The organism is Streptomyces sp. NPDC045701, assembly GCF_056432045.1.
Window position 1 is genome coordinate 196,120 of the sequence record NZ_JBWKJV010000005.1, and the last position, 20,879, is coordinate 216,998.

Here is a 20,879-nt window from a genome sequence, read left to right on the forward strand (position 1 = left end):
GCTCGGAGGAGGCCGTGGCGGCGCTGACCGGCTTCATCGGGGCCGCGGCACCGAGCGTGCGCTGACATGGCGGGCCTCGGGGTACCGGCACCGCTGGTGGTGGTCGAGCCGCTCAAGCGCCGCCACTGCGCGGAGTGTCGCGGCGGACCGCTGCCCCGCCTGGTCCTGGAGTTCCACGCCCCACTATGCCTGGACTGCGCCGACCTCGGCCACCTGGTCTACCTTCCGCGCGGTGACGCGGCGCTGACCCGCAGGGCCCGGGAGGGGAGCGGACTGTGGGCGGTGGTGGTACGTCACAACCGGCGCCGTACCCGCTACGAGCGCCAGGGCATCCTCGTCGAGGAGGCCGCCCTGGCGCGGGCGGAGTCGGCGTGCCTGGCCGACGCCGAGGCGAGAGCCCGCCGGCGGGCCCGGGACGCGGTGCGGCGGGCCGCCGGTGACGCGCGGTTCCGGTCCGCGCTGGCCGCCGAGATCCTGCGTCTGTTCCCCGGCTGCCCGCCGGAGCGTGCGGCCGGGATCGCGGCGCACGCCGGGGAGCGCGGGAGCGGCAGGGTGGGGCGTACGGCGGCGGGGCGGGCACTGGACGAGGGCGCGGTCACCGCGGCGGTCCGGGCGTCGGTGCGGCACCTCGACACCGAGTACGACGCGCTGTTGATGCGCGGTGTCCCCCGCCGCCAGGCGCGTACCCGCGTGGCACCGGTCATCGAGTCGGTGCTGGCCGCCTGGCGACGGTGACCTCCGGGCGGTCGGTCAGGTCCGGTCCGCCGCGGTGCGGAAGCGGCGGTACAGGAGCCCTCCGCCGAGCATGAGGCCCATGGCGGCGGGCAGGCCGACGCCGATCAAACCGGCGCCGGAACCGGTCTCGGCCAGCGACGTGGAGCTGGTCTGCGGCAGCGGGGCGGGGGCCTCGTCGGCCGGCGCGGGCACCGGAGCCGGCGCGGCGGGCTCGTCGTGCTCGGGCGGCGCGACCGGCTCGTTGCCCTTCGGCGGCTTCTGCGGCGTGACGGGCGGCTTGCCGCCGCCGTTGGTGGAAACGTTGCCGAACGCGGGGTTGAGGATGCCCACCAGGCTGACGGAGTTGCCGCTGACGTTGACCGGCAGGTCGATGGGCAGCTGGATGCCGTTGCCGGAGATCACGCCGGGCGACTTCACCGCGGCACCGTCGGCCGAAGCACCGCCGCCGTCGCCCTTGCCGCCGTTGGTGCTGCCGTGCCCGCCGCCCTGGCCGCCGTGCGAGCTGCCGGGGCGGTCCTTGTGCTGGTGGCCGCCGCCCTTGTTCTGGCACGTGTTGCCGGCCGCGGGGTTGAGCAGCCCGACCACGTTGACGGTGTTGCCGCAGACGTTGACCGGGACGTCCACGGGCAGCTGAACGGTGTTGCCGGAGATGACCCCCGGCGATTCGGCCGTGGCGCCGGCCGCGTCGGAGTCGGCGTGCGCATATCCCGCCGCCAGAGCGAGCGCGCCGCCCGTGGCCATCAGTGTGACCAGACCATTTCGGCGAGTGTGCCTCATGGCTTCCTGCCTTCCGGAGACTTTCACGGGCACCCGCCCGCACCGGAATTAACGCCATACGAGCAAGCCGGGTTATGACGCATCCGCCATTCACCCCATCGAGTGGTGGCTCATTCGAACCCTCACAGGCTCCGCACCTGTTGTCCCCCGGGCGGGGCAACGGGTGGCGTCAGCTCTCCAGCAGGTCGGTGAGCGCGCCGACCGGATCGGTGTCAGGGGTGCCCCTCGGCCACCAGTCCTCGCGGTCGGGGTCTGATTCGTACCCGTACCAGAGGCCGTCGCGGCCGTAGCGCAGTTGGAGTGAGCGGCTGGAGAGGCGGTTGCGCCAGGGGCGGAAGTGGGGCAGGTCGGCGGCGATCAGGGCGGGCCGGGCGCGGTCGAAGGGGCCGGCCGGAGGGTCCCAGGGCTCCTCCAGGACGGCGAGCCCCGCCGGTCCGCCCTGGCGCCAGGCGGCGACGGCGCGGGCCAGGTCGGCGGGTGTGCGGTCCAGGGCGGCGGCGAGGTCGCGGTACAGGGCGCGGGTGGAGGCGGTGAGGCCGGAGCCGGGGTGGGCGGCCGCGAGACGGACGGCGTCCTGCCAGGGGGTGAGGGCGGCGACCGGGTCCTGCCCGGTGGTCAGGAGGGTGTGCGCGCGGGCCGCCGCCTCGGTGGCCAGCATCTCCAGGGCCAGGGGGTCGGGGGCGTCCGGGTCCTCGGGGTAGAGGGGCGGCCGACCGGGCCGGTCGGGGGCCGGCAGCGGGGGCGGCAGGGCGGAGGCGGGCGCGGCGGTGACGGCCTCGCCCGCGGTGACGGTGGGCATGGGCGGCGGTGCGGCGCCGGCCTCGGCCGCCTCGTGAGCGGCGTTGCGGTGGCTGAGCGCCGCGAGGATCTCCTGTTCCCCCCGTCCGCGCATCAGGAACAGCACGAACGGGTCCTCGTCGAGGAGGCGGGCCGCCTGGTAGCACAGGGCGGCGGCGTGCTTGCAGGGGTAGCCGTGGTCGGGGCAGGAGCAGTCCGGGATCAGGTCACCGGGGCCGGGCAGCAGGTCGACCGCCGCCGCCAGGGCGTGCGGCACGTCCTTGTCGAGGAGGGCGGCGATGTGGTCGGGGCGGGCGGCCGCGGCGTCCAGGAAGCGCTCCCAGTCGTCGCCGCCGAGGACCCGCAGCCGGATCTCCGTCCGGTACGGCCGGGGGCGGCTGCCGTGGACGTAGGCCGTGACCCTGCCCGGTGTCACGGTGATCGCGTCGACGTGCCCGGTGGTGGCGTACGCCCGCCCGCGTGCCAGGCGCGCCGGGTCCAGGGCGGTGTCCTCCAGGGCCTCCACCCAGGCGTTGCCCCACCAGGTGGCGGCGAACTTCCCGTCGGCGCCCCGCGCGGGGACGAGTTGCGGGAACGTGCGGCGGCGGTCGTCGTGCAGCGGGGCACGGCGGGCGCCGGGGCGCGGGCCGGGGCGGTGCGGGCTCATGACAGCCTCCTCAGCGAGACGAGGTCGGCCAGCTCGCGGTCGGTTAGCTCGGTCAGGGCGGTCTCTCCGGAGCCCAGGACGGCGTCGGCGAGCGCGCGCTTGGCCAGCAGCATCTCCGCGATGCGGTCCTCCACCGTCCCCTCGGCGATCAGGCGGTGCACCTGCACGGGCTGGGTCTGGCCGATGCGGTACGCCCGGTCGGTGGCCTGCTCCTCGACGGCCGGGTTCCACCAGCGGTCGTAGTGGACGACGTGGCCGGCCCGGGTGAGGTTGAGGCCGGTGCCGGCGGCCTTCAGCGACAGGACGAACACCGGCACCTCGCCGGACTGGAACCGGTCCACCATGCGCTCCCGCTCCGCCACCGGCGTCCCGCCGTGCAGCAGTTGGGAAGGGACCGCGCGGGCCGCCAGGTGCGCGGTGAGCAGCCGGGCCATGGTCACGTACTGGGTGAAGACCAGCACGGAGCCGTCCTCGGACAGGATCGTGTCGAGGAGTTCGTCGAGCAGCGCGAGCTTGCCCGACCGTCCGGCCAGCCGGGCGGGCTCCTCCTTCAGGTACTGGGCGGGGTGGTTGCAGATCTGCTTCAGGGACGTCAGCAGCTTCATCACCAGCCCGCGGCGGGCGATGCCCTCCGCCCCCTCGATCCGCGCCATCGTCTCGCGCACCACCGCCTCGTACAGCGACGCCTGTTCGCGGGTGAGGGGCACCGGGTGGTCGGACTCCGTCTTGGGCGGCAGCTCGGGCACGATCCCCGGGTCGGACTTCTTGCGGCGCAGCAGGAAGGGGCGGACGAGCCGGGCGAGGCGCTCGACCGCCTCGTCGTTCTCGACGGCACGCGCGTGGCGCGAGCGGAACGCCTTGAGCGGGCCGAGGAGGCCGGGCGTGGTCCAGTCGAGCAGCGCCCACAGTTCGGAGAGGTTGTTCTCGACGGGGGTGCCGGTGAGGGCGACGCGTGCGGGCGCGGGGATGGTGCGCAGGGCCTTGGCGGTCGCGGAGAACGGGTTCTTGACGTGCTGGGCCTCGTCGGCGACGACCATGCCCCACTCGTGGGCGGCCAACTGCTCGGCGCTGGTGCGCATCGTGCCGTACGTGGTGATCACGAAGCCCCCTTCGAGGCCGTCCAGGGTGCGGTCGGTGCCGTGGAAGCGGCGCACCGGCACGCCGGGGGCGAAGCGGGCGATCTCGCGCTGCCAGTTGCCGAGCAGGGAGGCCGGGCAGACGACGAGGGTGGGGGCCCGGCGGGCGCGGCGCAGATGCAGGGCGATGAGGGTGACGGTCTTGCCGAGGCCCATGTCGTCGGCGAGGCAGCCGCCGAGGCCCAGGGACGTCATCAGGTCCAGCCAGGCCAGGCCGCGCAGTTGGTAGTCGCGCAGGGTGGCGTCGAGGCCCGGCGGCGGGTCGGTGGTGCCGGGGCCCGCCACCAACCGGTCGCGCAGCGCCGCGAGCGCGCCGGTGGGCACCGCCTCGACCGTCTCGCCGTCCACCTCGGCGGTGCCGCTGAGCGCCACGGCCAGCGCGTCGACCGGCTCCAGCAGACCCAGCTCCCGCTTCCGCGCCTTGCGTACGAGCGCGGGGTCGACGACCACCCACTGGTCGCGCAGCCGTACGACGGGGCGGTGGGCCTCGGCGAGGGCGTCCATCTCCCGCTCGGTCAGCGGGTCGCCGTCCAGCGCCAGCTGCCAGTCGAACCTCAGCAGCTCCGCGCTGTCGAAGAACGCGGTGCCGTCGGTCGCCGAGCCGGGCGCGGGGCGGACGACCGCGGCGGCGGTGAGCGACCGCGCCAGCTCCCGGGGCCAGTGCACGGTGACGCCGGCCGCGCCGAGCCGCGCCGCCGCCGGGCCGAGCAGCTCGTACAGCTCGTCCTCGGTGAGGGACAGCACGTCGGGGACGTCCCGCTCCAGCAGGCGGGCGAGCGGCGCCCAGACGCGGGCGGCGCGCCGCAGCGCCAGCACGGCGTCGATCCTGGCCCGTGGCCCGAAGTGCTCGGTGGCCTCCCCCGCCCACAGCGCGGCCGCGTCGACGACCAGGGTGGGGTCGGCGAGGCTGTGGACCTGGATCAGCGCGGCGGCGGCCTCCCGCTCGCCGCCGCCCTCCGCGACGGTGTCGAACAGCTCGTACCCGGACAGGTCGAGGCGCAGCGAGACGCGGACGCCGGCGTCCATGCCCGCCGCGGCCTCGGCGGCCCAGGCACGCGCGCGGGGCAGGTGCTGCGGGGCGCGGGCCGCGAACGGTGCCCCGGCGGCGTGCGCGGCGGCCGGTGTACGGGGCAGGGTGTCGGCGACCGCGTCGAGGAAGGCCCGCACCAGGGCCTCGGGCTCGGGCAGCCGGAGCGGGCGCGGGCCGGGCATCGGCACGGCGTGCGCCTCGTAGGGCATCGCCGCCGCGATCGCCCGCAGGTGGGCGATGTCGTCCGCGTCCAGCGGCCCGGCCCGCCACGCGTCCAGGTCGCCGGCCGTGAGCCCCGGCAGCAGCCGGCCCCGCCCGGCCAGGTGGAGGGCGTGCAGGGCGGCGGCGCCCCAGCAGGCCGCCGCGGGGTGGGCGTCCGGGGCGTGCCGCGCGGCGACCAGCACCGGCAGGGCGTCGGCCACGGGCAGCAGCAGCGCCGGCACCTCCTGGCCGCGCACTCCGCTCCCGTGCGCCCGCACGACCGTGACGGTGTCGTGGCCGGCGCCCGGCCGGGCCGCGTCGGCCGCCCTCGCCGCCTGCGGCGGGGGCTCGGCGCCGGCCGCGCGTGGGAGCCGAGGCGGGGGCTCGGTGTCCGCCCTCGCCGGAAGCGGCGGGGGCTCGGCGTCCGGGGACCAGAAGGCGACCCGGCCCTCGCGCGGCAGCGCGGCGGGGAGGAAGACGGCGGCGAAGGCGTGCAGCGGGCGCTGCGACATGGCCGGTCACCTCCCTCGCGGTGGTCGTGTCGTGGATCTACGACCTTACGGTGAGGGTCTGACAATCGGCTCCGGTCATCCGTCGCGCGGCGTCAGCGCACGCCCTCCCACAGGGCCCGCTCGGCTCCGCGGGGGTCGTCGACCGGGCCGGCACCGGCGTCATCGAAGATCATCGTCGTGCGGTCACCGCGGTCGTAGGCGGGCCACCCGGGGTCGCCGGTCTCCGCGAACGCCACCCACGCCCCGTGCATGGCGTCGGCCACCGCCCGGGCCGGGTCCGCGCCGATCACCGGCGCGTACCGGGGGTCGTCGAGCCGGTCGAAGACGTAGGCCAGCTCACCGGCGTGGCACGCCCCGAGCTGCCCGTCGTAGGCGGAGGAGCGGCGCGCGAACTCGTACACGTACGACCCCGGGACCGACTCGGCCAGCCGGATCGCCGGGATGCGGTAGAACCAGTCCGTCACGAGCGCGTCGAAGACTTCCCCGGGCCCCGCGCCGGGCCGCGCGTCCCGGTAGACGGGCAGGGCCTCGTCCGGGTCCAGGCCGTACGCCTCGGCGGTGGTCCGGAGCTTCGTCTCGGGCAGCAGGTGCAGCCGGCCGGTGGGGACGAGGAAGAGCCGGTACTCCTCGCGGTTGCTGCCCACCAGCAGGTCGACGCCGCAGTCGGGTCCCGGCAGGGCCGGGCCCTCGGTCACCGGTTCGAAGGGCATGGCGTTGAGTGCCGCCTCGCCCCACACGGCGGGGTCGGGGCGGGCGCCGATCTCGCCGCGCAGCTCCGCCTGGGCGGCGAGGAGCCTGTCGAGCGGGACGGCGGCGAAGGCGTCCGCCTCCGGTGCGACCGCGAGCTTCTCGGCCAGCCGGGCGGTGATCCGCCGGGCCGACGCGGGGCGGAGGAAGTGGTGTGCCGCCCCGCTCTGCAGGATCGCCCGGTGGAACAGGCCGCGTGCCCGCGCGTCTCCCAGCAGAACGCCGATGCTCATCGCTCCGGCCGACTCGCCGAAGAGGGTGACCCGGTCCGGGTCGCCGCCGAAGTTGGCGATGTTGTCCCGGACCCACTCCAGCCCGGCGATCTGGTCGAGCAGGCCCCGGTTGTCCGGGACGCCGTCCAGGTGGAGGAACCCGTCCGTTCCGATGCGGTAGTTGAGGGACACGAACACGACGCCGTCCCGCGCGAAGGCGCTGCCGTCGTACGCGGACGTCGACGCCGTCCCGTTGGCGAACGCCCCGCCGTACAGCCACACCATGACCGGCAGCCGGGCGCCGGGGCCCGGGGACGGCGTCCACACGTTGAGGTTGAGGCAGTCCTCCCCCGGGATGGTGGTCTCCGGGAGCAGGGCGTCGAAGGGCGGGGCGTAGGGCGCCTTCGGCGGGGTGGGCCCGTAGGCCGTCGCGTCCCGTGTCCCCCGCCACGCGCGCGGTGGGGCCGGTGGCCGGAAACGCAGGGGGCCGAACGGCGGGGCGGCGTCGGGATGCCGAGGAAGGAGGCGGTCCCGTCGGCCGAGATGTCACCGCGTACCGCGCCCTGCCTGGTCATGCACACCGGTCGCATCGGGGTCCCTTCGTCGTGTGCCCCTCTCGTACCGTGTCGCCCCGCCCGGCGTAAAGGGTCCCGCGCGACTCGTGTGCGGGCTCACACCCGGCCGCGGACCCGGCGAAGCAGGGCGGCGGTGCGGTCCGCGCGGGCGCGGGCGACGACGCCCAGCAGCACCGCGAAGATCACCGGCGTGTACCAGAACTTCCCGTCGAGGAGGACCAGTTGGGTGACGAGCGCCCCGGCCATCAGACCGGTCAGCGCGATCGCCGCCACCCCGGAGAGCGCGGGTACCACCAGCGCGACGGCACCGGCCAGCTCCAGGACACCGACCAGGTACATGAGCCAGTCGCCGGCGCCGATCGCGTCGAAGGACTCCGCCGCCGAGGAGTGCCCGACCAGCTTGGGCCCGGCACTCGGGATCGCGAAGAAGAGGGCGAGGACGATCTGCAGGACCCATACGCCGATGTCGGCACGGCGGGACGGGGCTGCGGCTCCGGTGGTGGTGGCGTTGGCGGTGGCACCGGAGGTGGTGGCTCCGGTGTCGGGCGTGGTGTCGGTCATGTCGGTCTCCTCCTGCGGGCGTTGCCCGGGCGGTGCGGTGCGGTGCGTCGCTGTCGTGGAGGTTGACCGGCGGGCCGCCGGGAACTCATCGGTGTGCCGGCCGCGCCCGCGCCCATGTCCCGTCATCGGTCAGATACGCGTCGACGGCCAGCCCGGCCGCGGCCAGGCAGCCTTCGAAGGCCTCCTTCGTCAGCGGGCGTGACAGGAAGGTCTGCGTCCAGCGGGCGTCGGGGAAGACGTACTCGCAGACCACCGAGTTCACCCCGTCCCCGACCGGCTCCGCCGAGACGATCCGCACCGTGCAGCCGGAGGGGTCCTCGCGCTCGCGCGGCACCCGGGTGTGCCAGTCCAGGCCCTCCCGCTGGATCAGTACGCACCCGTCGTCCCCGACGTGCCGCCGGCAGGCCGCGAGCAGCCCGTCGCGCACCCGCCGGTCGCCCGTGTGCACCAGGAACGACGCGAGCAGCACGGCGTCGAACCGCTCCTCCAGGTCCAGGGTCTCGATCGGGCTCTGTACGGTCCTGATGCCGGGAACCCGTTCGCGGACCCGTGCCAGCATCTCGGCCGACTCGTCCACGGCGGTGACCACCAGGCCCCGCTCGACCAGCGGCCGGGTCAGCCGGCCCGCCCCGCTGCCCAGCTCGAGCAGGGTCGCCCGCGCCGGCACCGCGGCGGCGACGACGTCGGGCTCGGCGCCCGCGACGAGCCTGTCGTACAGGTCGACCGCGCAGCCGTCCGGGGTGATCGCTCCCGGTCCGGAACCCTCATGGCCCTCACGCATCCGTCGGCTCATGTGCCCTTGAACGGGCGAGCGCGAGGGCCCGTTCCCCCGTGCTCCGCTTCGGCCGGGATCGAACGGTGCCGGGCGGGTACTCGCCGGGCGGGAGAGCGATCACCATGCGCATGCGTACCGGCAGTGAACCGAGAACGGCGCGCAGCCCCCTGCGGATCCGCTTCTGGCTGGGCGTGTGGGGGCTGATCTGGGCGGGCGCCGGAACCGCGGCCTTCGCGCTGGCCGGCCGCCCCGGCTGGGCGGCGGCGTGCGGGCTGCTGGCCGTGGTCGTCGTGGTCGACCTCGTGGTCGTCCTGCGCCACATCCGTCAGGGCCCGCACTACCAGCCGGGCCCCGATGTGCCCCCGTACGATCCGGACGAAGGGCCCGCCGGCGGACGCTAGCGGCCCGTTCGGGGCGGCCGGCGACGGGCGCCGGCGGCGCGGGTGGGCCACCGGCCGACACCATCGGCGCACGCGGGGCGGTTCCCGGGGCGGCGAGGGCCCGTCACTCCTCGGGCGGCATGTCGGCCGGAAAGTCCACCGGGAAGCGCGCCGCCTCCAGGTACTCCGGCCTGGGGTCCAGCGCGGCGGCCAGGCGGAAATGGCGTTTCGCCTGTTCGGGGCGGCCCGAACGCTGGAACGTGCGGGCCAGCGCGAAGTGGGCGAACGCGTTGTCCGGCTCGCGCTCCAGCACCAGCTCGAACTCCAGCTCGGCGGGTCGCAGCTGGGCGGCCGCGAAGAAGGCGCGGGCGCGCAGCAGGCGGGCGGCGGTGTTCTCCGGGTGGGCCGCGATCACGGAATCGAGGAGCTTGACGGCCCCGCGCGGGTCCCGGGCCGCGAGCAGTCGCTCCGCCGCGCGGTAGTCGATGACGTGGGTCTCCGGGTTGGTTTCGGGCACGCTCGGATCCTTCCCTCGCTCCGGCGTTTCAACATGCGCGGCCGGGCCGGTATTCCACCGGCCGCCCGGCCGCGGTGCGCCGGGTACCGGCGCCGTCATGCCTCCGGGGCGGCCCGCGGACCGGCGGCGGCCCGTTCGGACAGCCGGTCCCAGACGGCGCGCACCTGGGGCTCCAGGGCCTCCAGCGGGCCGTCGTTGTCGATGACCAGGTCGGCCACCGCCAGCCGCTGTTCCCGCGTCGCCTGCGCGGCCATGCGGGAGCGGGCCTCGGCCTCGGTCATCCCGCGCAGCCGTACGAGCCGCTCCAGCCGCGTCTCCTCGGACGCGTCGACCACCACGACCAGGTCGTACAGCGGCGCCAGGTCGTTCTCGGTGAGCAGCGGTACGTCGTGGACGACGACGGCTCCGGGCCCCGCCGCCGCTTCCAGCTCCGCCGAGCGGGCGCCCACCAGGGGGTGGACGATGCCGTTGAGCGTGGCCAGCGACTCGGGGTCGGAGAACACGATGGAGCCCAGCCGGGGGCGGTCCAGGGTCCCGTCGGCCGTGAGGATGTCCGGTCCGAACGCCGCCACGACGGCCGCGAGCCCGGGGGTTCCGGGTTCGACGACCTCGCGGGCGATCCTGTCGGCGTCGATGAGAACCGCCCCGTACGAGGACAGCAGACGCGACACTTCGCTCTTTCCGGCACCGATTCCGCCGGTCAACCCAACCTTCAGCATGCACCGAAGCCTAGGCGCTGTCGCGCGGCCCCCACATCGTGCCCGTGAAGTATCGCCCCACCCGCGCTCCGGGCTGACGCCGATGCGTTCCGGACCTCCCTAGAGGTCGCCTTCCCGCTCGGCGAGGAACCGCTCGAACTCGCGGCCGAGCTCGTCCGCGGACGGCAGCTCGACCGGTTCGGCGACCAGGCTGCCGCGGGTCTCGGCGCCGGCCATCGCGTCGTACTGGTGCTCCAGGCCCTGCACGAGGGCGGTCAGTTCCTCGTCGCCCTCGCCGATCTGGCGCTCGATCTCCGTCTGGGTCCGCTGGGCCTGCGTACGCAGCGCGTGCGCGATGCCGGGCAGGACCAGGCCGGTCGCCGCGGTGATGGCCTCCACGGCGGTCAGCGCCGCGTCCGGGTAGGCCGACCGGGCCACGTAGTGCGGAACGTGGGCCGCGACACCGAGGACGTCGTGCCCGGCCTCCATCAGCCGGTACTCGACCAGCGCCTCGGCGCTGCCCGGCACCTGCGCCTCGTCGAACGGGCTGCGGTGCCCCGGCATCAGGTCGGTGCGGTTGCCGTGCGGGGTGAGGCCGACGGGCCGGGTGTGGGGGACGCCCATGGGGATGCCGTGGAAGTTGACCGAAAGCCGTACGCCGAGCCGCTCGACGATCTGCCGTACGGCCGTCGCGAACCGCTCCCACTCCACGTCGGGCTCGGGGCCGGACAGCAGCAGGAACGGCGCCCCGGTGGCGTCCTGCACGAGGCGCACCTCGATGGCCGGAGTCTCGTACCCGGTCCAGCGGTCACGCCGGAAGGTGAGCAGCGGACGGCGTGCCCGGTAGTCCACGAGGCGGTCGTGGTCGAAACGGGCCACCACCTGGTGGGGCAGCGTCTCCAGCAGGCTGTCGACGATCTGCTCGCCGGTCTCGCCCGCGTCGATGTATCCGTCGAAGTGGTAGAGCATGACCAGGCCCGCCGACTCCTGCGCCAGCGCCACGTCGACGACGGCCAGGCCCTTGGGGTCCCATGCGTACAAATCCTGCGGATCAAGCACGATTACCGCTCCTCCTCGTGTTCGTAGGGAAGAACGTCACTCGGCGTACAGGCATTCCCCAGGAGGGCTCGTTTCCGGCCTGCCGGGCCGCGCGGGCGCTCGTCGCACCCCTGACCGTCGCCCCTTGGTCCAGACCTTGACATGCCCATTACCTGTTCCTACCGTCACGGGGCAGCACGGGACGTTCAGCAGTCCGCTCGCCGTACACATACACGAACACCCCCCCTCGTGTCCCCCACGGGAAGGCACCCCATATGCGCACCCGAAGGCTCACCACCCCCCTCCTCGGACTGCCGGCCGCCGCGCTCGCCGTCGCCGGCCTGACCGCCCTCGCCCCGCCCGCGACCGGAGGCACCGCCCCCGGCGCCACCGCCGCCGCGGTGGTCGACGTGTCCACCACCGCCCAGCTCAAGTCGGCCCTCACCGCCGCCCGCCCCGGCGACACCATCCGGCTCGCCGACGGCACCTACACCGGCAACTTCAAGGCCACCACCCCCGCCGCCGCCTCGGCCCGCATCACCCTCACCGGCTCCTCGCGGGCCGTCCTCCGGGCGGGCGGCGGCTACGGCCTCCACCTCGACGGCGCCTCGCACTGGACCGTCAGGGGCATCACCGTCACCGGCGGCCAGAAGGGCATCATGATCGATGCCGCGCCCGGGGTCGTCGTCGACTCCGTCACCGTCCACGACCTCGACATGGAGGGCGTCCACTTCCGCAGGTCCAGCCGGGACGGCGTCATCAAGAGCTCACGCATCTACGACACCGGGAACGACGGGCGCGGCATGGGCGAGGGCGTCTACGTCGGAACGGCGAACACCCTGTCGGACCGCAGCGACAACGTACGGATCCTCGACAACGTCATCGGCCCGGACGTCGGGGGCGAGAGCGTCGACATCAAGGAGGCACCGCGGGCGCGCGGATCATCGGCAACACCTTCGAGGGCCGAGGGATGACCGGCGCCCACTACGACGACTCCTGGGTGGACGTGAAGGGCAACGACGTCCTGGTGGAGGACAACACGGGGCGCGACACGCTCAACAACGGGTTCGAGACCCACACCCAGCAGCCCGGCTGGGGCTGCGGCACCGTCTTCCGCGACAACAGGGCCGACCTGACCGGTGCCACCGGCCCCGACCGGTACGCGATCCACGCCCCGCACCACTCGTCGTCGTGCCGTACGACGGTGTACGCGGACAACACCCGCACCGGCGGACGCGGCCTGGTCACCCCGGGCGTCCCCATCGGCTGACCGGGAGCGGACCGGCGACACGACCGACGCGCGCCCCTTCCGGCAACACGACCGAGGCCCGCCCTCCAGGGAACACGACCGAGGCCCGCCCCCTTCCGGGGACGGGCCTCGATGTTCAGCTCTTACTGCTCAGCGGTGAGCCGGAATTCAGCTCTGGCCGCCGGCCAGCTTCTCGCGCAGGGCGGCCAGGGCCTCGTCCGACGCCAGGGCGCCGGAGTTGTCGTCCGACTCCGAGGAGTACGAACCACCCGAGACGCCCGCCGGGGCACCGGCCGGAGCGGCGGCGCCACCCTCGGCAGCGGCGGCCTCGTCGGCCTCGCGGGACTTGATGACCTGGGCCTGGTGCTGCTCGAAGCGCTGCTGCGCCTCGGCGTACTGGGTCTCCCACGCCTCGCGCTGGGTCTCGTAGCCCGGCAGCCAGTCGTTGGTCTCCGGGTCGAAGCCCTCGGGGTAGATGTAGTTCCCCTGGTCGTCGTACGAGGCGGCCATGCCGTACAGGGTCGGGTCGAACTCGACCGAGGCCGGGTCGGAGCCGAAGGACTCGTTGGCCTGCTTCAGCGAGAGGCTGATGCGACGACGCTCGAGGTCGATGTCGATGACCTTGACGAAGATCTCGTCGTTGACCTGGACGACCTGCTCCGGGATCTCCACGTGGCGCTCGGCCAGCTCGGAGATGTGGACCAGACCCTCGATGCCCTCGTCCACGCGGACGAACGCACCGAACGGAACCAGCTTGGTGACCTTACCCGGGACGACCTGACCGATCTGGTGCGTACGGGCGAACTGCTGCCACGGGTCCTCCTGCGTCGCCTTCAGCGACAGGGAGACACGCTCGCGGTCCATGTCCACGTCGAGAACCTCGACGGTGACCTCCTGGCCGACCTCGACGACCTCGGACGGGTGGTCGATGTGCTTCCAGGACAGCTCGGAGACGTGGACCAGACCGTCCACGCCGCCCAGGTCGACGAACGCACCGAAGTTGACGATCGAGGAGACGACGCCGGAGCGGACCTGACCCTTCTGCAGGGTGGTGAGGAACGTCTGGCGAACCTCGGACTGGGTCTGCTCGAGCCAGGCGCGGCGGGACAGGACCACGTTGTTGCGGTTCTTGTCCAGCTCGATGATCTTCGCCTCGAGCTCCTTGCCCACGTAGGGCTGGAGGTCGCGGACACGGCGCATCTCGACGAGGGAGGCCGGCAGGAAGCCACGGAGGCCGATGTCGAGGATGAGACCACCCTTGACGACCTCGATGACGGTGCCGGTGACGATGCCGTCCTCTTCCTTGATCTTCTCGATGGTGCCCCAGGCACGCTCGTACTGGGCGCGCTTCTTCGAGAGGATCAGGCGGCCTTCCTTGTCCTCCTTCTGGAGAACAAGGGCCTCGATCTCGTCGCCGACCTTGACGACCTCGTTCGGGTCGACGTCGTGCTTGATCGAGAGCTCGCGGCTCGGGATGACACCTTCGGTCTTGTAACCGATGTCGAGCAGGACCTCGTCCCGGTCGACCTTCACGATGACGCCGTCGACGATGTCGCCGTCGTTGAAGTACTTGATCGTCTCGTCGATCGCGGCGAGGAAGGCTTCCTCGTTACCGATGTCGTTGACCGCAACCTGCGGGGTGGTGGCGGTGGTCTCGGTGCTGCTCGTCATGTGGGAAAGGGCTCCGGTACGGACAGAAAGTCGTAGGTACTGCTACGCCGAGAGCCCGTATCGCAGCTGAAGAAGCCGGACAGCCAAGGAAGCGCCCGTCCCCGCCAGGGGAGGCGCCTCGACAACCGAGGGGACATACAACAGATGCGAGCGCGACCTGCTCCGTCTGAGGCGCGCAGGCCCGCAGCGCAACCTTTAGCATACGGGGACGGTCGGACACGGTCAATGCGCGAAGGCGCACACCCGGCGCAGAACGTCGCATACCCGGCACATTTAAGGTTTCCCAAGGCCATCGTGGCCGCGGCTGCCGCTTCCGCGGGAGCCGTGCGCAACTTACAACGGGCGGCGGGATGATCCAAGAGTACGAGCCTGAAGCCACTCGGCGCCATGCCGGTGACGAGGAGAGCAGCCGGGCCAGCCGCGGCTGGTGGGACCGGAACGCGGACGAGTACCAGAGCGAGCACGGGGGGTTCCTCGGGGACGACCGGTTCGTCTGGGGTCCGGAGGGGCTGAACGAATCCGAAGCGGGTCTCCTGGGAGACGTCGCGGGGCTCGACGTCCTGGAGATCGGCGCGGGCGCGGCCCAGTGCTCGCGCTGGCTGGCCGCCCGGGGCGCCCGCCCCGTGGCCCTGGACCTGTCCCACCGGCAGCTCCAGCACGCCCTGCGCATCGGGGAGGACGTGCCCCTGGTGGAGGCCGACGCGGCCGCGCTGCCGTTCCGGGACGGCTCCTTCGACCTGGCGTGCTCGGCGTACGGGGCGGTGCCCTTCGTGGCGGATCCGGTGCGGGTCTTCCGCGAGGTGCGCAGGGTGCTGCGGCCGGGCGGGCGGTGGGTGTTCTCCGTGACCCACCCCATCCGGTGGGCCTTCCCCGACGAGCCGGGCCCCGAGGGCCTGACCGTTGCGGCCTCCTATTTCGACCGCACCCCTTATGTGGAACAGGACGACGAAGGACGGGCCGTCTACGTGGAGCACCACCGGACCCTCGGTGACCGGGTGCGGGACGTGGTGGCGGGCGGGTTCCGGCTGGTGGACCTGGTCGAGCCGGAGTGGCCGGCCTGGAACACCCAGGAGTGGGGCGGCTGGTCCCCGCTGCGCGGCAACCTGATCCCGGGGACGGCGATCTTCGTGTGCGAGCGCGCGTGATGCGACTCGAGCTGCGCGAGGAGGCGCTGGGCCTTCCCGTGCGTACCGCCCTGCCCGCCCTGGAGCGGGCGCTGGACGGGCACGGGTCGGCGGTGCTGTGCGCCCCGCCGGGGACGGGCAAGACCACCCTGGTCCCGCTGGCGCTGGCGGAGGGGGGCGCGCGCGTGGTGGTCGCCGAGCCCCGGCGGATCGCGGCGCGGGCCGCCGCCCGGCGGATGGCGTGGCTGCTGGGCGAGCGGGTGGGCGGCCGGGTCGGCTGCACGGTGCGCGGCGAGCGGGTCGTCTCGCGCGGAACGGTCGTCGAGGTGGTGACGACGGGTGTGCTGCTCCAGCGGCTCCAGCGGGACCCGGAACTGGCCGGGGTGGACGTGGTGATCCTGGACGAGTGCCATGAGCGGCACCTGGACGCCGACACCGCCGCCGCGTTCCTGCTGGACGTGCGGGCGGCCCTGCGGCCCGAGCTGCGTCTGGTGGCCGCTTCGGCGACGACCGACGCGGAGGGCTGGGCCCGGTTGCTGGGCGGGGCGCCGGTGGTGGAGGCGCGGGGCGTCGTCCATCCGGTGGAGGTGGTGTGGGCGCCACCGTCCGGGACGGTGCGGCCCCCGCAGGGGATGAGGGTGGACCCGGCGCTGCTGGCGCACGTCGCCTCGGTGGTGCGGCGGGCGCTGGCGGAGCGGGCGGGGGACGTCCTGTGCTTCCTGCCCGGTGTCGGGGAGATCGCGCGCGTGGCCGGGCTCCTGTCGTCCGTGGACGCGGAGGTGCTCCAGGTGCACGGGCGGGCGCCGGCGGGCGTCCAGGAAGCGGTGCTCTCCCCCGGCGCGGGGCGGCGGGTGGTCCTGGCGACGTCGGTGGCGGAGTCGTCGCTGACGGTCCCCGGTGTGCGGGTGGTGGTGGATTCGGGGCTGGCCCGTGAGCCACGGGTGGACCACGCGCGGGGCCTCGGTTCGCTGACGACGGTACGGGCGTCCCGGGCGGCCGCCCGGCAGCGGGCGGGGCGGGCCGGGCGCGAGGCGCCGGGCGTGGTGTACCGGTGCTGGACGGAGGCGGAGGACGGGCGCCTGCCGCGGTTCCCGGCGCCCGAGATCCAGGTCGCCGATCTGACGGGGTTCGCGCTCCGGGCGGCCGCCTGGGGCGACCCGGACGCGGCGGGTCTGGCGCTGCTGGACGCGCCGCCGGCGGGCGCGATGGCCGCCGCGCGGTCGGTGCTGGCGGCGATCGGAGCGGTGGACGCGGCGGGCCGGGTGACCGGACGGGGCGACACCATGGCCCGCCTGGGCCTGCACCCGCGCCTGGCGCGGGCGCTGCTGGACGGGGCGCCCGCGGTCGGCGCCCGGCGCGCCGCGGAGGTGGTGGCGCTGCTGAGCGAGGAGCCGCCGCGCGAGTACGGCGACGACCTGGCGGGCGCGTGGCGTGCGGCACGGCGGGGCGGTGACGCGTACGGGGCGCGCTGGCGGCAGGAGACGGGGCGCCTGGCCCGCCAGCTGGACGCGCCGGACACGGGTGCCGGGACGGGGACGGGCGGGGGTCCCGGGCGGGCCGTCGCGCCGGGGGACGACGCCGCCGCCGGCCTGGTGGCCGCGCTCGCCTTCCCTGAGCGGGTGGCGCGGGCCAAGGGCGACGGGGCGTTCCTGATGGCCTCAGGGACGGGGGCGGAACTCGCCCCGGCGTCCCGGCTGCGGGGCTCGGCGTGGCTGGCCGTCGCCGTCGCGGACCGGCCCTCGCACGCCGCCTCCGCGCGCGTGCGGCTGGCCGCCGTGGTGGACGAGGGCACCGCGCGGGCGGCGGCCCGGCACCTGCTGGTGGCGGGCGACGAGGTGCGCTGGGAGGACGGGGACGTGGTCGCCCGGTCGGTGGAGCGGCTGGGCGCCGTCGAGACGGCCGTACGTCCGCTGAGGGACCCGGATCCCGCTCTCGTACGGAAGGCGCTGCTGGAGGGGCTGCGGCGCGAGGGGCCGGGGCTGCTGCGCTGGTCCCGGGAGGCGGACGAGCTGCGCCGGCGGCTGGCGTTCCTGCACCGGGTGCTGGGCGCGCCGTGGCCGGACGTGTCGGACGCCGCGCTGCTGGAGCGTACGGAGGAGTGGCTGGAGCCGGAGCTGTCCCGGGCCGCGCGCCGGGCCGACCTGGGCCGGATCGACGCCGGCCGGGCCCTGCAGAGGCTGCTGCCCTGGTCCACCGGTGATGCGGCCCGGCTGGACGAGCTCGCTCCGGAGCGTATCGAGGTGCCGAGCGGGTCGCGGGTCCGCGTCGAGTACGGCGGTGAGCAGCCCGTGCTGGCGGTGAAGCTCCAGGAGATGTTCGGGCTCACCGAAACGCCGTCCGTGGCGGGCGTTCCGGTCCTGGTGCACCTGCTGTCGCCGGCGGGGCGCCCGGCGGCCGTCACGGCGGACCTGGCGTCCTTCTGGCGCGACGGGTACCGCTCGGTACGCGCGGAGCTGCGCGGACGGTACCCGAGGCATCCGTGGCCGGAGGACCCGGCGGCGGCTCCGCCGACCCGCCGGGCCAACACGCGCCGCTGACGTCCGGGCGGCGGCGGGGACGCGCCCGGCACCGCCCCACCGGAGAAGGGCGGGGCGGTGCCGGGCGGACGTCGGACCCCGGTTTCCCGGCGCCGGCCGAGGCGTCGGCTTCGGGCAAGGCGGGCGGGCTGGCGGGTCAGGCGACCTTGAGCCCGACGGTCAGGGTCGCGCCGCCGGCGGTGGTGAGGCGCAGCAGGTACGTGCCGGCCTGGCCGTCCGCGTAGATCTTCGGGAGCGTGAGCAGGCCGTCCGCGTCGGTCGTCAGGCCCTCCAGGGTGCGGACCGGGTTCCCCAGGCCGTCCTTGAAGAAGGGCCCCCGGTCGTTGGCGGTCGCGTCCCCGGCCGTCTTGACCATGGTGGCGGCCAGGGCGACACCGGAGACGCCGGCCCCCTTGTACGTCGCCTTCACCTGGACCTGGTTCGCGAACTCCGCGTCGGGCGCGGCCGTCAGTTCCCTGCCGTCCGTCCTGGCCAGGGCGTCGGCCTGCCGGGCGGTGACGGTCGCGCCGTACTCGACGGGGGTGACCGTCCGGCCGGCCACGGTGGCCCGGACGGTGAACGCGCCGGTCCGCTCGCCCGCCTGGAGCGCGGGCGCGGTGGCGGTGCCGTCGGCGCCCGTGAGCACGGTGACGGTGGTGGCGCCGTCCGGGAAGCGGGAGTCGGTGTCACCGGTGATCGCGAACCGCACCGCGACCCTGGCCACCGGCCGGCCCGCCGCGTCCAGCGCCATGACGGCGGGACGCTCCGTGAACAGGGTGCCGGCCGTCGCGGTCAACGGTCCGGTACCGGCGTCCTTGAGGCGAGCGACCGTCGCGGACGGCGACGGGGAAGGCGTGGGCGTCGGCGTGGGTGTGGGTGTGGGGGTCGGTGTGGGGGTCGGCTTGGGCGTGGGGGTCGGCGTCGGCGTCGGCGTCGGCGGCTTCGGGGCCGGGGTGGCCGGCTTCGTCGGCTTGGGGGCCGGCGTGCCGCCGCCGGAACCCGGCGAGGGAGAGGGGCCGGGCGTGACGGGCCGGGGCGTGACCGACGGGGTGGGGGTGGGCGTCGGGAGAGGGCTCGGGTCGGCGCCGGTGTCGCCGAGGTCGACCGGCAGGACACCCGTGCCGTCGGGCACCTGGTGGCTGTTGTTCTTGTAGTACTCGAACCAGGAGAGCACCGTGCGCAGGTACTCCGTCGAGCGGTTGTAGCTGAGGATCGCCTTGTCCAGGTCGGCCTTGACGGCGAGGTCGCGGTTGTTCGCGCACAGGTACATGCCCGCGGCCCGGGCGGCGTCGTAGATGTTGTTGGGGTCCTTGCGGCCGTCGCCGTTGGCGTCCTGGCCCCAGGTCGCCCACGTGGAGGGGATGAACTGCATGGGACCGACGGCGCGGTCGTGCGTGGAGTCGCCGTCGTAGGCGCCGTCGTCGGTGTCGGAGATGTTGGCGAAGCCGACACCGTTGAGCACCGGCCCGAGGATCGGCGTGAGGGTGGTGCCGTCTGCCGCGACACGGCCGCCACGCGCCTGTCCCGACTCGACCTTGCCGATGCCCGCGAGGAGCTGCCAGGGCAGGTTGCACCCCGGGTCGTCGGTCCTCAGGTGCTGCTCGGCCTGCTTGTAGGCGGCGAGCACGGTCGCGGGGATGCCCGCCTCCGCGGGGCCCGTGACGGCCGGCTGGGTGGAACCGCCGGGCGGCGCGGGGGTGTTGAGGGGCGGCAGGTCGGTGTAGTACGAGGAGTCGCCGGTCGCCGACCCGCCGGGCGGGGGCGGAGTCGTGTCCGACGACGGCTGGTCGGCCCCGCCGCCCGCGACGGGAACCGTCACCCCGGGTCCCTGCGAGGCGGACAGTGCCGCCACCGCCACAGCGGCCACCGCCGTGCTGGTGGCTCCCTTGCGCAGCCGACGGCCGATGCGCGCTGCCATACGTCTGGTCCCTCCCCGTTGGCCGGCCCTTCGCGCTCCCCAGCGCGGTGACTCAGGCGACCCTACGTCAACTCGTCGATCCTGCACACCGCCACCTGACCGCTTTTCACGTATTCGTCACCTCCGGGTCGTCCGAAACCCGGTGCGTGGACGTCGCGCATACTGGGCGCCGTTGATCGGCGGTACGCATCCGGGGGGCACCACAGCCATGCCATTCACGCTCAGCCACGCCGCGGCGGTCCTGCCCGGGATACGGAGGTCCGGCACCGCGCGGGGGCCCTTCGTCGCGTCGGCACTGGTCATGGGCTCCTTCTCGCCCGACATGACCTACTTCGCGGACACCGCGGTGCCCGGGGCGATGCTCTTCGGGAACGTCACACACAGCCTGCCGGGGGTGCTGACCGTCGACGTCCTGATCACCGCCGCCCTGGTGGCGGTGTGGCTGATGGTGCGTGAGCCTCTGCTCGCGCTGGTACCCGGGCGGTGGCAGGGGCGGGTGCACAGGGTGGTGCGGGGAGAGTCCTGGCGGGGGCGGCGCCCGGCCTGGCTGGCGGCCCGGTTCTACGCCTCGGCCGTGATCGGGGCGATGACGCACGTGGTGTGGGACCTGTTCACCCACGCGGACCGGTGGGGCACGGAGGTGTTCCCGGCGCTCGGGGCGGTGGTGGCGGGGTTCCCCGTGTACCTGTACGCGCAGTACGGCGGCTCCGCCGTCGCGCTGGTGGTGCTGGTGTGGTTCACGGGGGGCGCGCTGCGGAGGGTTCCGCCGGAGGCGGCCGGACGGGCTCCGGCGTCGGTGCCGGTGCTGGACCGGCGGGGACGGTGGCTGGCCGCGGGCCTGCTCGGGGCGTGTGTGGCGGTGGGGGTCGTGCACCGGTGTGTGCGGTGGTACGCGTACTGGGGCCGGATCGACACGCCGCTGGACATCATCCCGACCGCGTGCTTCGGGGCCGGTGCGGGGCTGGCGGCGGGCCTGCTGCTGTACGGCGCGGGCATGCGGTTGCGGGCGGTGCGTTGAGGGGCGGGTCCGCCGCCCCGAACCCCCGGTAGCGGCGTGGGGGTT

At 74.5% G+C, this 20,879-nt stretch carries 16 protein-coding genes and 1 pseudogene; 6 read left to right on the top strand and 11 right to left on the bottom strand.

The genetic code is table 11. From position 1 onward, the window contains the following. The first annotated feature begins 66 nt into the window (after positions 1-66). Positions 67-735: a DUF2293 domain-containing protein gene (locus tag AC07DW_RS08685; protein WP_478856897.1), complete on the top strand. Its 669-nt coding sequence runs from the start codon at positions 67-69 to the stop codon at positions 733-735. A gap of 15 nt (positions 736-750) precedes the next feature. Here the strand turns inward: AC07DW_RS08685 and AC07DW_RS08690 are convergent, their stop codons facing one another. The 6 genes from AC07DW_RS08690 to AC07DW_RS08715 form a co-directional block, all read right to left on the bottom strand. Further along, positions 751-1,512: a chaplin gene (locus AC07DW_RS08690; protein WP_478856898.1), complete on the bottom strand. Its 762-nt coding sequence runs from the start codon at positions 1,510-1,512 to the stop codon at positions 751-753. A 169-nt stretch (positions 1,513-1,681) separates the two neighbouring features. After that, on the bottom strand, positions 1,682-2,956 hold the full coding sequence (locus AC07DW_RS08695) for an SWIM zinc finger family protein (RefSeq protein WP_478856899.1): 1,275 nt from the start codon (positions 2,954-2,956) through the stop codon (positions 1,682-1,684). After that, a complete protein-coding gene (locus tag AC07DW_RS08700; RefSeq protein WP_478856900.1) occupies positions 2,953-5,835 on the bottom strand; it encodes a DEAD/DEAH box helicase in 2,883 nt (960 codons plus the stop codon). Before AC07DW_RS08700 ends, AC07DW_RS08695 begins: the two co-directional genes overlap by 4 nt. A gap of 92 nt (positions 5,836-5,927) precedes the next feature. Next, positions 5,928-7,277, bottom strand: a complete 1,350-nt coding sequence (locus AC07DW_RS08705) for a carboxylesterase/lipase family protein (RefSeq protein WP_478857019.1) — start codon at positions 7,275-7,277, stop codon at positions 5,928-5,930. 188 nt (positions 7,278-7,465) lie between these two features. Next, positions 7,466-7,930, bottom strand: a complete 465-nt coding sequence (locus tag AC07DW_RS08710; protein WP_478856901.1) for a DoxX family protein — start codon at positions 7,928-7,930, stop codon at positions 7,466-7,468. 85 nt (positions 7,931-8,015) lie between these two features. Beyond that, entirely contained in the window at positions 8,016-8,711 is a 696-nt protein-coding gene (locus AC07DW_RS08715) for a class I SAM-dependent methyltransferase (protein WP_478856902.1), read from the bottom strand. 122 nt (positions 8,712-8,833) lie between these two features. Here AC07DW_RS08715 and AC07DW_RS08720 point away from each other — a divergent pair, with 122 nt between their 5' ends. Further along, entirely contained in the window at positions 8,834-9,106 is a 273-nt protein-coding gene (locus AC07DW_RS08720; protein WP_478857020.1) for a DUF6343 family protein, read from the top strand. 103 nt (positions 9,107-9,209) lie between these two features. On the opposite strand, the gene AC07DW_RS08725 is transcribed toward AC07DW_RS08720, so the two are convergent. The 3 genes from AC07DW_RS08725 to AC07DW_RS08735 form a co-directional block, all read right to left on the bottom strand. Beyond that, on the bottom strand, positions 9,210-9,602 hold the full coding sequence (locus AC07DW_RS08725) for a tetratricopeptide repeat protein (RefSeq protein ID WP_478856903.1): 393 nt from the start codon (positions 9,600-9,602) through the stop codon (positions 9,210-9,212). A gap of 95 nt (positions 9,603-9,697) precedes the next feature. Next, positions 9,698-10,321, bottom strand: coding sequence for a dephospho-CoA kinase (gene coaE / locus AC07DW_RS08730; protein WP_478856904.1), 624 nt, complete (start codon positions 10,319-10,321; stop codon positions 9,698-9,700). Positions 10,322-10,420: 99 nt separating this feature from the next. Then, positions 10,421-11,359 carry a PAC2 family protein gene (locus AC07DW_RS08735; protein WP_478856905.1) on the bottom strand — a complete coding sequence of 313 codons (939 nt, stop codon included), beginning with the start codon at positions 11,357-11,359 and terminating at the stop codon, positions 10,421-10,423. A gap of 254 nt (positions 11,360-11,613) precedes the next feature. Between AC07DW_RS08735 and AC07DW_RS08740 the strand changes: the two are divergent. Continuing rightward, positions 11,614-12,608, top strand: a pseudogene (locus AC07DW_RS08740) (right-handed parallel beta-helix repeat-containing protein). Positions 12,609-12,755: 147 nt separating this feature from the next. On the opposite strand, the gene rpsA reads toward AC07DW_RS08740, so the two are convergent. Beyond that, complete coding sequence (gene rpsA, locus AC07DW_RS08745) at positions 12,756-14,258, bottom strand: 30S ribosomal protein S1 (RefSeq protein WP_478856906.1); 1,503 nt, start codon at positions 14,256-14,258, stop codon at positions 12,756-12,758. A 350-nt stretch (positions 14,259-14,608) separates the two neighbouring features. Between rpsA and AC07DW_RS08750 the strand changes: the two genes are divergently transcribed. Together AC07DW_RS08750 and hrpB are read left to right on the top strand one after the other, a co-directional pair. Then, entirely contained in the window at positions 14,609-15,403 is a 795-nt protein-coding gene (locus AC07DW_RS08750) for a class I SAM-dependent methyltransferase (RefSeq protein WP_478856907.1), read from the top strand. Then, positions 15,403-17,919, top strand: coding sequence for an ATP-dependent helicase HrpB (gene hrpB, locus AC07DW_RS08755; RefSeq protein WP_478856908.1), 2,517 nt, complete (start codon positions 15,403-15,405; stop codon positions 17,917-17,919). Before AC07DW_RS08750 ends, hrpB begins: the two co-directional genes overlap by 1 nt. A gap of 136 nt (positions 17,920-18,055) precedes the next feature. Here hrpB and AC07DW_RS08760 read toward each other — a convergent pair whose 3' ends face one another. Then, positions 18,056-19,816: a lytic transglycosylase domain-containing protein gene (locus AC07DW_RS08760; RefSeq protein ID WP_478856909.1), complete on the bottom strand. Its 1,761-nt coding sequence runs from the start codon at positions 19,814-19,816 to the stop codon at positions 18,056-18,058. Positions 19,817-20,024: 208 nt separating this feature from the next. Between AC07DW_RS08760 and AC07DW_RS08765 the strand changes: the two genes are divergently transcribed. Further along, the gene (locus AC07DW_RS08765; protein WP_478856910.1) at positions 20,025-20,834 is read left to right on the top strand and encodes a DUF4184 family protein; all 810 of its coding nucleotides are present in this window, start codon (positions 20,025-20,027) and stop codon (positions 20,832-20,834) included. The last annotated feature ends 45 nt before the right edge of the window (positions 20,835-20,879 follow it).